Raw genomic sequence first — 8,640 nt, 5'->3', positions numbered from 1 at the left:
AGTCTGCAGAGTACGGATAGCTGACTCGCGGCCTGAACCAGGACCTTTAACATATACCTGAACTTTACGAAGGCCAAGATCGTGTGCCACTTTAGCGCAATCACTTGCAGCTTGTCCCGCAGCGTACGGAGTATTTTTCTTGGAACCTTTGAAACCCATCTTACCGGCAGATGACCAGCTGATGGTTTGACCCTGAAGGTTAGTTAGGGTGATAATGATATTGTTAAATGTAGCGTTTACGTGTGCTTCGCCGATTGCTTCAACAATAACAACACGCTTTTTGGTTACTTTTTTAGTTTTTGCCATTTTATTAGATTTGAGATGTGAGACTTGAGATGTGAGAAACATCCTCTTTACTCATATCTATTTCTTGTTTTAATCATGAAGTGTGGGTCCCAAACTTCATATCCGCTTAATAGTTAATTAATGGAGATCTGCATTCGAGATACTCTCATATCTCATACCTGCCTACCGCAGGCAGGTCTTACTTCGTTGCTTTTTTCTTGTTTGCTACAGTCTTACGTTTTCCTTTACGGGTACGTGAGTTGTTCTTGGTACGTTGTCCGCGAACAGGTAATCCCTTACGGTGACGTAATCCACGGTAACAACCAATATCCATCAAACGCTTGATGTTCAATTGTACTTCAGAGCGTAGAGCACCTTCAACTTTGATCTCCTCATTGATGAAACCACGAATCGCTGCCAACTGATCATCGGTCCAGTCCTGAACTTTTATGTTTACATCAATACCAGCATCAGCCAAAATCCGCTTTGCGGTTGACCTTCCAACGCCGAAAATGTAAGTAAGTCCGATCTCTCCTCTTTTGTTTCTTGGTAAATCAATACCTGCTATCCTTGCCATATTTTATTGAAGTTCTACGTTCTACGTTCTACGTTCTACGTTTCTAAACGCTGTGCTAACCGCCCAGACGTATAACGTATAACGTACAACGTAATACTATTTTTCTTATCCCTGACGTTGTTTGTACTTAGGATTCTTTTTGTTGATCACATAAAGTACTCCCTTACGACGGATCACTTTACAATCAGCGCTACGTTTTTTAATTGATGCTCTAACCTTCATCTTTATTCTATTTATATCTGTACGTTATTCTACCCTTACTGAGATCATACGGTGACATCTCCAGCTTTACCTTGTCTCCGGGTAAGATTTTGATGTAGTGCATTCTCATTTTACCTGAAATATGCGCTATGATCTCATGTCCGTTTTCCAGTTCAACCCGAAACATTGCATTAGACAATGCTTCTCTGATTATTCCGTCTTGTTCAATTGAAGCCTGTTTGGCCATATATTATATTGATTTCTCTTATGTCTTTTCTACTCCTAAGGCCGGAGAAACCAGTTTTCTATAATCAATCTCAAAAACAACCCTTTCTGAACTGGCTTAATCTCATTTGCCCCCATCGGAACAGGGATGCAAAATTAATTAAAAATTTTTATATTTTAATCTTTTTGTGCTAAAACTTCTTCTATCAGGGTAAAGGTGGAAAGCACGTCCCCTTTGCCCTTTTTTATAGCTACGGTATGCTCATAATGAGCAGATGGTTTCTTATCAACCGTGCTTACTGTCCAGCCGTCCTCCCAGAATTTAACTCCTGCCCGACCCGCATTGATCATTGGCTCTATCGCTATGACCATTCCATCCTCAAGCTTGATTCCGGAACCGCGTTTTCCATAATTAGGAACTTCGGGCTTCTCATGAAGCTTCACTCCCACACCATGTCCAACAAGCTCTTTAACTACACCAAATCCGTTCTTCTCCGCATGCTCCTGTACTGCATATCCTAAATCACCAACCCTCATTCCGGTAACTGCTTTTTCAACAGCCAGGTTCAGACACTCTTTAGTCACCTGTAAAAGCTTTAAAGTTTCAGGCTCGACATTACCTATTGGAAATGTATAGGCTGAATCGCCAAAAAACTTATTCAGTACAACACCACAATCAACTGAAACGATGTCGCCATCTTTGATCTCATAATTTCCCGGGAAACCGTGAACCACCTGATCGTTTAAAGAAATGCAAAGGGAATAAGGGAAGCCGTTATAATTTAAAAAAGCAGGGACTCCTCCGTGATCACGGATAAAAGTCTCTGCTAATTTATCAAGCTCTATAGTTTTTAAGCCTTCTCTGATAACCTTGGCAACTTCAGCCAGGGTTTTGGATACAAGAAGAGAACTTTCTCTTATTTTCTCAATATCCGCAGAAGACTTAAAATAAATTTTTGACATGCACCTTAAATTACCGAACCGCCCGCAACAGGCGTACGTCCTTTAATTCTGCCGGTTTTCATCAATCCATCGTAGTGACGCATTAACAAATGGCTTTCAACCTGTTGTAAGGTATCCAACACTACACCAACAAGGATCAGTAATGAAGTCCCGCCAAAAAAGTTCGCAAACTGGCTATTTACACCTAAAATGATAGCTATCGATGGCATGATTGCAATAATGGCAAGGAAAATTGAACCTGGTAAAGTGATCTTTGAAATAACTGCATCAATATATTCGCCAGTTGTTTTACCTGGTTTAACACCCGGAACGAAACCACCATTCTTTTTCATATCATCAGACATCTGAACCGGGTTAACGGTAATTGCTGTGTAGAAGAATGTAAAGGCAATGATCATGAAGGCAAAGGTCAGGTTATATGTTAACGAAGTATAATCACTAAAAGAAGCGAGGAAAGACGATTGCATCGAAGGAAAGAATGAGCCTATGGTTGTTGGTATAAACATGATCGCCTGAGCGAAAATGATCGGCATAACTCCGGCAGCATTGACCTTTAACGGGATATACTGACGAACACCTCCATATTGTTTTGCACCAACGATCTTCTTTGCGTACTGTACAGGGATCTTTCTCACCCCCTGAACAATAAGTATAGTGAACATTACCACAAGAAATAACGCAGCAAGCTCAACGATAACGGTCACCAAACCTCCCTGCGCACCCATCCGTGATTCAAATTCAGCAAGTAAGCCAAACGGCAGCTGGGCGATAATACCTACCATGATGATCATAGAGATACCGTTACCAATACCTTTATCTGTGATCTTCTCTCCAAGCCATACCACAAACATGGTAGCGGCAGTTAGAACAAACATAGAAGATATCGTAAATAACGGCTCAGCCATTAATTTGGCTTCAGGTGCTATTTGCGTCCTCACATAACCCATGGCCTGTAAAGCCGTAATAATTATCGTCAGATAACGGGTTACCTGATTGATCTTTTTACGTCCGCTTTCACCTTCCTTTTGAAGCTTCTGGAAATATGGAACAGCAATACCTAAAAGCTGCACCACGATAGATGCAGAAATGTATGGCATAACGCCCAATGCAAATATAGATGACCGGGAGAATGATCCGCCGGCAAACATATTCAGCAATCCAAGAAGTCCTTCCTTAGCCTGACCATCTTCTATAGATGATGCGTCTACACCAGGTATAATTATAAATGATCCTATTCTATAAATTAAAAGGCATAACAGCGTGAAAAGGATCCGCGCTCTCAGGTCTTCAATCTTCCAGATATTGGATAGCGTTGTAAAAAGCTTCTTCATGTGTAATATTACAATTTAACTATTGCACCACCAGCAGCTTCGATTGCTTTTTGAGCTGCTGCAGAGAAAGCATGAGCTTTAACATCAAGTTTAGCTTTTACTTCTCCTCTCCCTAAAATTTTGATAAGGTCATTCTTAGAAGCTAAACCGTGCTCTTTGAATGTATCAAAGTCAATTGCAGTTAAATTATATGTTTCAGCCAAAGTTTGAAGCGCATCAAGATTGATCGCTACATACTCCGTCCGGTTAATAGGGTTGAAACCTACTTTAGGTAAACGGCGTTGCAAAGGCATTTGACCTCCTTCAAAACCTACCTTGCTCTTGTAACCAGAGCGCGATCCCGCACCTTTATGACCGCGTGTGGAAGTCCCACCGCGACCCGAACCGGTACCACGACCGATACGTTTCCTATTTTTTGTTGAACCTTCTGCAGGTTGTAAGTTACTTAAGTTCATGATATCAGATACTTTCTACTGCTACTAAATGATTAACTTTTCTCACCATTCCGATAATTGCCGGATTGGCTTCAACCTCTACAGAATGATTGATCTTTCTCAATCCCAATGCCTGCATGGTTCTTTTCTGACGCTCGCTTCTATCGATAACGCTCTTAATCTGGGTTATTTTAATCTTAGCCATGATGATTATCCGTTAAATACTTTCTTAAGATCCACACCACGGTGCTGAGCTACCGTATAAGCATCACGTAATTGTGATAACGCTAATACAGTTGCTTTAACCACGTTATGCGGATTAGATGAACCTTTTGACTTTGCTAGTACATTATGTACACCCGCACTTTCAAGTACAGCACGCATCGCACCACCTGCAATTACACCAGTACCCGGCGCTGCTGGCTTAATGAATACGAAACCGCCTGAATATTTTCCGATCTGCTCGTGAGGCACAGTTCCATTAATTACAGGAACCTTTACCAGGTTTTTCTTAGCGTCGTCGATACCTTTAGCAATTGCTTCAGTAACCTCTTTTGCTTTACCAAGACCGAAACCTACAACTCCATTCTCATCACCTACCACAACGATAGCTGAAAAGCTGAAGGTACGTCCACCTTTAGTAACCTTAGCAACACGCTGGATACTAACTAAGCGGTCTTTTAATTCGATCTCGCTTGATTTTACTCTTTTTATATTGATTGTTGACATCTTACTTTCAGATTAAAATATTAAACCAGCTTCACGTGCACCTTCTGCCAGTGATTTAACACGGCCATGGTACAGGTAACCATTTCTGTCAAATACAACGGTGCTAACACCTGCTGCAATTGCCTTTTCTGCTACTGATTTACCAACTGCTTTAGACTGATCAGATTTATTACCGTCTGCCGTAAAATCTTTTGATAAAGATGATGCTGAAACGATAGTTTTTCCACTATTATCATCGATAATCTGAGCATAGATACCTTTGTTGCTTCTGAAAACAGATAGACGTGGGCGCTCAGCAGAACCGGTTAATCTCTTTCTGATTCCTCTTTTGATTCTCTCTCTGCGAGATAATTTAATTCCTGCCATGATGATTATTTTTTAGCGGCTGATTTACCAGCTTTTCTTCTTAACACTTCACCAACAAACTTAATACCTTTACCTTTATATGGTTCAGGAGTACGTAGAGAGCGTATTTTTGCTGCTACTTGTCCTAGTAATTGCTTGTCGATACTTTCTAACGTAATAGTCGGGTTTTTACCTTTTTCAGAAGCTGTTGTCACCTTGATCTCTTTTGGAAGCTCAAACACAAAGTGGTGAGAGAATCCTAAAACCAAGTCAAGTGTGTTACCAACATTTGTTGCACGGTAACCTACACCAACAAGCTCCTGGTTAGTTTTATAACCTTCGGTTACACCAACAACCATATTGTTGATCAATGAACGGTATAAACCGTGCAATGCTTTATGACGCTTTTGCTCTGAAGGACGTTCTACGGTAAGTACACCGTCTTCCTGAGTTATCTTGATATCTGTATCTACATTCTGGGTTAATTCACCTTTAGTACCTTTTACAGTTACTTTATTTGTATCATCAACTAATATCGTAACACCAGCTGGAATATTAATCGGGGCTTTTCCTATTCTTGACATCTTCTATCCTCCTATTAATAAACGTAACATAAAACTTCGCCACCTATATTTAAGTTCTTAGCTTCTTTATCGGTCATCACACCTTTAGAAGTAGAAAGAATAGCGATTCCTAAACCATTTAATACACGCGGCATATTGTCAACGCCTGCGTATCTTCTCAAACCTGGCTTGCTGATACGCGAAATGTTGCGGATAGCTGGGATTTTAGTAATCGGATTATACTTCAGAGCGATCTTGATCGTACCCTGAACAGTAGTATCTTCAAACTTGTAATTAGTAATGTAACCTTTGTCAAAAAGAACTTTAGTCATTTCTTTTTTCAGGTTTGATGCAGGGATCTCCACAACGCGGTGGTTCGCCTTAATGGCATTCCTTACTCGCGTAAGATAATCTGCTATTGGATCTGTATTCATTATTTATTTGTTGTGATGGTGGTTTCCGGATTAGGGACCTGTCATCGGTTAATATTCATTTTAAGCTTAGAGCATAAAGCGCAAAGCTTAAGGCTTTTGCAAACGTACTAAACGCCTGCCATGCTTTCAGCCCCCGCTTCTTCCTTCTGCTTTCAGCCTTCCGCTTTTAGCTTTTGGCTTTTAGCTTCTTACCAGGACGCCTTACGAATACCCGGAATCTTCCCTGCCAAAGCCATATCACGGAAAACAATACGGCAAATACCGAATTGACGCATATAACCACGCGGACGGCCAGTTAATTTACAACGGTTGTGTAAACGTACCGGTGAAGAGTTTTTAGGTAATTTATCCAAACCTTCTAAATCTCCGGCAGCTTTAAGGGCTGCTCTCTTGTCTGCGTATTTGGCAACTAATCTGGCACGTTTTACTTCACGCGCTTTTACACCTTCTTTAGCCATTATTGTTGTATTGGAGTTTGATTCTTAAATGGTAAACCAAATTGTTTAAGTAATTCTAAGGCTTCAACATCAGTTTTAGCAGTAGTTACAAATGTAATATCCATACCTAAGATCTTATTGATCTGGTCGATGTTGATCTCTGGGAAAATGATCTGCTCAGTGATACCTAAAGTATAGTTACCGCGTCCGTCAAATCCTTTATCGTTGATACCTTTGAAGTCACGGATACGTGGAAGAGCTACAGCGATCAAACGATCAAGGAACTCATACATATTGTTATCACGTAATGTAACACGAACACCAATCGGCATTCCTTTACGTAACTTAAAGTTAGATATATCTTTCTTTGATTTTGCAGGAATGGCTTTCTGACCAGTGATGGTCGTCATTTCATTGATTGCATTATCAATAAGTTTCTTATCAGTTGCAGCTGCTCCAACACCCTGGTTGATTGCAATTTTCTGCAGACGCGGAACCTGCATTACGCTTTTGTACTGAAACTTGTCCTTTAAAGCTGAAACGATCTCTGAGTTATATTTTGTTTTTAATCTTGGTGCGTAAGCCATTATTTAATTTCCTCCCCAGATTTTTTAGCGATGCGAATTGATTTGCCGTCTGCATTTTTCTGTTTTCCAATGCGTGAAGGTTTTCCGCTTTTCGCGTCAACCACCATTACATTAGAAACATGAAGACTGGCTTCTTTTTTTACGATACCACCGTTTGGAGTGGCAGCGTTTGGTTTTGTATGTTTCGACACCATGTTAGCGCCTTCAACTATAACTCTGTTAGTAGCTAAAACTACTTCTAAAACCTTTCCTTGTTTTCCTTTAGAATCACCTGCAGTAACTTGTACCAGGTCTCCTTTGCGGATCTTCAATTTAGGCTGTGATTTTATTTTCTTCTCCATTTTATAAAACCTCCGGTGCTAATGATACAATCTTCATGAATTGTTTTTCACGTAGCTCTCTGGCAACAGGGCCGAAGATACGTGTTCCACGCGGCTCGTCCTGTGCATTCAGCAATACAGCTGCATTATCGTCAAAGCGGATGTATGATCCGTCTTTACGCCTGATCTCTTTCTTTGTTCTTACAACAACCGCCTTAGAGACAGTTCCTTTTTTGATGTTCCCTGATGGAAGCGCACTTTTTACAGTGACAACTACTTTGTCACCTATGGATGCGTAACGCTTGCCGGTACCACCTAAAACACGGATAACTAAAACTTCTTTAGCTCCACTGTTGTCAGCAACATTCAGTCTTGATTCCTGTTGTACCATGTTACTTAGCTCTTTCTAAAATTTCCACTAATCTCCAGTTCTTGGTTTTACTCAGCGGACGAGTTTCCATAATTAACACTGTATCACCGATACCGCAAGTGTTAGTCTCGTCATGAGCCATAAATTTGGTAGTTTTCTTAACAAACTTACCATAGATCGGGTGCTTCACTTTCCTTTCAACCGCAACTACAATAGATTTCTCCATTTTATTGCTTACTACCAGCCCGGTTCTTGTTTTTCTTAATTGTCTTTCCATTTTGGACTTTTATTTATTCAGAAGCGGACTCTGGCTCTGCAGATGCTGCAGCTTTTGCTGCCTCCGCTTTGCGCTTAGTCAATTCTGTGTTTAAACGTGCTACATCTTTTCTAACCTTTGTGATCCTTGTCGGATTTTCAATTGCAGATACAGTATGTGCAAATTTCAGTTTGGTGAGATTAGCTTTCTCTTCATTAATTCGGGCCACAACTTCTTCAGTTGATAGTTCGTGTATTTCTGAGTTCTTCATTTTTCTTCTAGTTGTTAGTTGTTAGTTGGTTAGTTGGTTAGAAGAGCCTCGAATATCGAACCAACTAACAACTAATTACTAATCACTAATTATGCTTCTACAAAATCCCTTCTAATAACGAATTTCGTTTGTACCGGTAATTTCTGAGCAGCTAAACGCATAGCTTCCTTTGCAACTTCCAAAGGCACACCTTCAGCTTCGAAGATCATTCTACCAGGTCTTACAACTGCTACCCAGTATTCAGGAGCACCTTTACCTTTACCCATCCGTACTTCAGCTGGCTTTTTCGTAACTGGCTTGTCCGGGAAAATA

Annotated in this window: 19 protein-coding genes; all 19 read right to left on the bottom strand. The window is 40.5% G+C overall.

All coding sequences use genetic code 11. The features are described 5' to 3' along the window. A partial coding sequence (rpsK, locus tag WKF69_RS10675) for a 30S ribosomal protein S11 (RefSeq protein ID WP_340381756.1) occupies positions 1-306 on the bottom strand: 306 nt, incomplete at its 3' end. Positions 307-484: 178 nt separating this feature from the next. After that, positions 485-862 carry a 30S ribosomal protein S13 gene (rpsM, locus tag WKF69_RS10670; RefSeq protein ID WP_340381754.1) on the bottom strand — a complete coding sequence of 126 codons (378 nt, stop codon included), beginning with the start codon at positions 860-862 and terminating at the stop codon, positions 485-487. Between the two features lie 105 nt (positions 863-967). Beyond that, on the bottom strand, positions 968-1,084 hold the full coding sequence (gene rpmJ, locus WKF69_RS10665) for a 50S ribosomal protein L36 (protein WP_079702220.1): 117 nt from the start codon (positions 1,082-1,084) through the stop codon (positions 968-970). A gap of 7 nt (positions 1,085-1,091) precedes the next feature. Continuing rightward, positions 1,092-1,310: a translation initiation factor IF-1 gene (gene infA, locus WKF69_RS10660; RefSeq protein ID WP_026897900.1), complete on the bottom strand. Its 219-nt coding sequence runs from the start codon at positions 1,308-1,310 to the stop codon at positions 1,092-1,094. Between the two features lie 155 nt (positions 1,311-1,465). Continuing rightward, positions 1,466-2,251, bottom strand: a complete 786-nt coding sequence (gene map, locus WKF69_RS10655) for a type I methionyl aminopeptidase (RefSeq protein WP_340381748.1) — start codon at positions 2,249-2,251, stop codon at positions 1,466-1,468. Positions 2,252-2,256: 5 nt separating this feature from the next. Then, complete coding sequence (gene secY, locus WKF69_RS10650; RefSeq protein ID WP_340381746.1) at positions 2,257-3,582, bottom strand: preprotein translocase subunit SecY; 1,326 nt, start codon at positions 3,580-3,582, stop codon at positions 2,257-2,259. An 8-nt stretch (positions 3,583-3,590) separates the two neighbouring features. Next, positions 3,591-4,037 carry a 50S ribosomal protein L15 gene (gene rplO / locus WKF69_RS10645; protein ID WP_079702223.1) on the bottom strand — a complete coding sequence of 149 codons (447 nt, stop codon included), beginning with the start codon at positions 4,035-4,037 and terminating at the stop codon, positions 3,591-3,593. 4 nt (positions 4,038-4,041) lie between these two features. Then, the gene (gene rpmD / locus WKF69_RS10640) at positions 4,042-4,221 is read right to left on the bottom strand and encodes a 50S ribosomal protein L30 (RefSeq protein ID WP_163402601.1); all 180 of its coding nucleotides are present in this window, start codon (positions 4,219-4,221) and stop codon (positions 4,042-4,044) included. A gap of 5 nt (positions 4,222-4,226) precedes the next feature. After that, positions 4,227-4,730 carry a 30S ribosomal protein S5 gene (rpsE, locus tag WKF69_RS10635; RefSeq protein ID WP_317043746.1) on the bottom strand — a complete coding sequence of 168 codons (504 nt, stop codon included), beginning with the start codon at positions 4,728-4,730 and terminating at the stop codon, positions 4,227-4,229. 27 nt (positions 4,731-4,757) lie between these two features. Continuing rightward, positions 4,758-5,111: a 50S ribosomal protein L18 gene (rplR, locus tag WKF69_RS10630; protein ID WP_340381742.1), complete on the bottom strand. Its 354-nt coding sequence runs from the start codon at positions 5,109-5,111 to the stop codon at positions 4,758-4,760. Between the two features lie 5 nt (positions 5,112-5,116). Then, positions 5,117-5,674 (bottom strand): 50S ribosomal protein L6, encoded by a 558-nt coding sequence (gene rplF / locus WKF69_RS10625; protein ID WP_340381740.1) that lies wholly within the window; start codon positions 5,672-5,674, stop codon positions 5,117-5,119. A 14-nt stretch (positions 5,675-5,688) separates the two neighbouring features. After that, positions 5,689-6,087 carry a 30S ribosomal protein S8 gene (rpsH, locus tag WKF69_RS10620; protein ID WP_340381738.1) on the bottom strand — a complete coding sequence of 133 codons (399 nt, stop codon included), beginning with the start codon at positions 6,085-6,087 and terminating at the stop codon, positions 5,689-5,691. A gap of 188 nt (positions 6,088-6,275) precedes the next feature. After that, the gene (gene rpsN, locus WKF69_RS10615) at positions 6,276-6,545 is read right to left on the bottom strand and encodes a 30S ribosomal protein S14 (protein WP_340381736.1); all 270 of its coding nucleotides are present in this window, start codon (positions 6,543-6,545) and stop codon (positions 6,276-6,278) included. Continuing rightward, the gene (gene rplE / locus WKF69_RS10610; RefSeq protein ID WP_340381734.1) at positions 6,545-7,111 is read right to left on the bottom strand and encodes a 50S ribosomal protein L5; all 567 of its coding nucleotides are present in this window, start codon (positions 7,109-7,111) and stop codon (positions 6,545-6,547) included. The genes rpsN and rplE overlap by 1 nt, the downstream gene beginning before the upstream one ends. Then, entirely contained in the window at positions 7,111-7,452 is a 342-nt protein-coding gene (gene rplX, locus WKF69_RS10605) for a 50S ribosomal protein L24 (protein ID WP_079702231.1), read from the bottom strand. Before rplX ends, rplE begins: the two co-directional genes overlap by 1 nt. Position 7,453: 1 nt before the next feature. Then, positions 7,454-7,822 carry a 50S ribosomal protein L14 gene (gene rplN, locus WKF69_RS10600; RefSeq protein ID WP_010599900.1) on the bottom strand — a complete coding sequence of 123 codons (369 nt, stop codon included), beginning with the start codon at positions 7,820-7,822 and terminating at the stop codon, positions 7,454-7,456. A 1-nt stretch (position 7,823) separates the two neighbouring features. Then, positions 7,824-8,078 carry a 30S ribosomal protein S17 gene (gene rpsQ / locus WKF69_RS10595; RefSeq protein WP_079702232.1) on the bottom strand — a complete coding sequence of 85 codons (255 nt, stop codon included), beginning with the start codon at positions 8,076-8,078 and terminating at the stop codon, positions 7,824-7,826. 13 nt (positions 8,079-8,091) lie between these two features. Continuing rightward, positions 8,092-8,328, bottom strand: coding sequence for a 50S ribosomal protein L29 (rpmC, locus tag WKF69_RS10590; RefSeq protein WP_340381697.1), 237 nt, complete (start codon positions 8,326-8,328; stop codon positions 8,092-8,094). A gap of 89 nt (positions 8,329-8,417) precedes the next feature. Next, the coding region (gene rplP / locus WKF69_RS10585) for a 50S ribosomal protein L16 (RefSeq protein WP_340381695.1) at positions 8,418-8,640 on the bottom strand (223 nt) is incomplete at its 5' end.

This window comes from Daejeonella sp. (assembly GCF_037719425.1).
Classification (GTDB): domain Bacteria; phylum Bacteroidota; class Bacteroidia; order Sphingobacteriales; family Sphingobacteriaceae; genus Daejeonella.
This window is presented reverse-complemented; position numbering and strand designations above follow the sequence as displayed.

Bases quoted from the DNA above. Each gene is read 5' to 3' on its own strand.
- map (WP_340381748.1), bottom strand. From the start codon at position 2,251: ATGTCAAAAATTTATTTTAAGTCTTCTGCGGATATTGAGAAAATAAGA.
- rpmD (WP_163402601.1), bottom strand. From the start codon at position 4,221: ATGGCTAAGATTAAAATAACCCAGATTAAGAGCGTTATCGATAGAAGC.
- rplF (WP_340381740.1), bottom strand. From the start codon at position 5,674: ATGTCAAGAATAGGAAAAGCCCCGATTAATATTCCAGCTGGTGTTACG.
- rplN (WP_010599900.1), bottom strand. From the start codon at position 7,822: ATGGTACAACAGGAATCAAGACTGAATGTTGCTGACAACAGTGGAGCT.
- rpmC (WP_340381697.1), bottom strand. From the start codon at position 8,328: ATGAAGAACTCAGAAATACACGAACTATCAACTGAAGAAGTTGTGGCC.
- rpmJ (WP_079702220.1), bottom strand. From the start codon at position 1,084: ATGAAGGTTAGAGCATCAATTAAAAAACGTAGCGCTGATTGTAAAGTG.
- rplO (WP_079702223.1), bottom strand. From the start codon at position 4,037: ATGAACTTAAGTAACTTACAACCTGCAGAAGGTTCAACAAAAAATAGG.
- infA (WP_026897900.1), bottom strand. From the start codon at position 1,310: ATGGCCAAACAGGCTTCAATTGAACAAGACGGAATAATCAGAGAAGCA.
- rpsH (WP_340381738.1), bottom strand. From the start codon at position 6,087: ATGAATACAGATCCAATAGCAGATTATCTTACGCGAGTAAGGAATGCC.
- rplX (WP_079702231.1), bottom strand. From the start codon at position 7,452: ATGGAGAAGAAAATAAAATCACAGCCTAAATTGAAGATCCGCAAAGGA.
- rplE (WP_340381734.1), bottom strand. From the start codon at position 7,111: ATGGCTTACGCACCAAGATTAAAAACAAAATATAACTCAGAGATCGTT.
- rplR (WP_340381742.1), bottom strand. From the start codon at position 5,111: ATGGCAGGAATTAAATTATCTCGCAGAGAGAGAATCAAAAGAGGAATC.
- secY (WP_340381746.1), bottom strand. From the start codon at position 3,582: ATGAAGAAGCTTTTTACAACGCTATCCAATATCTGGAAGATTGAAGAC.
- rpsQ (WP_079702232.1), bottom strand. From the start codon at position 8,078: ATGGAAAGACAATTAAGAAAAACAAGAACCGGGCTGGTAGTAAGCAAT.
- rpsM (WP_340381754.1), bottom strand. From the start codon at position 862: ATGGCAAGGATAGCAGGTATTGATTTACCAAGAAACAAAAGAGGAGAG.
- rpsN (WP_340381736.1), bottom strand. From the start codon at position 6,545: ATGGCTAAAGAAGGTGTAAAAGCGCGTGAAGTAAAACGTGCCAGATTA.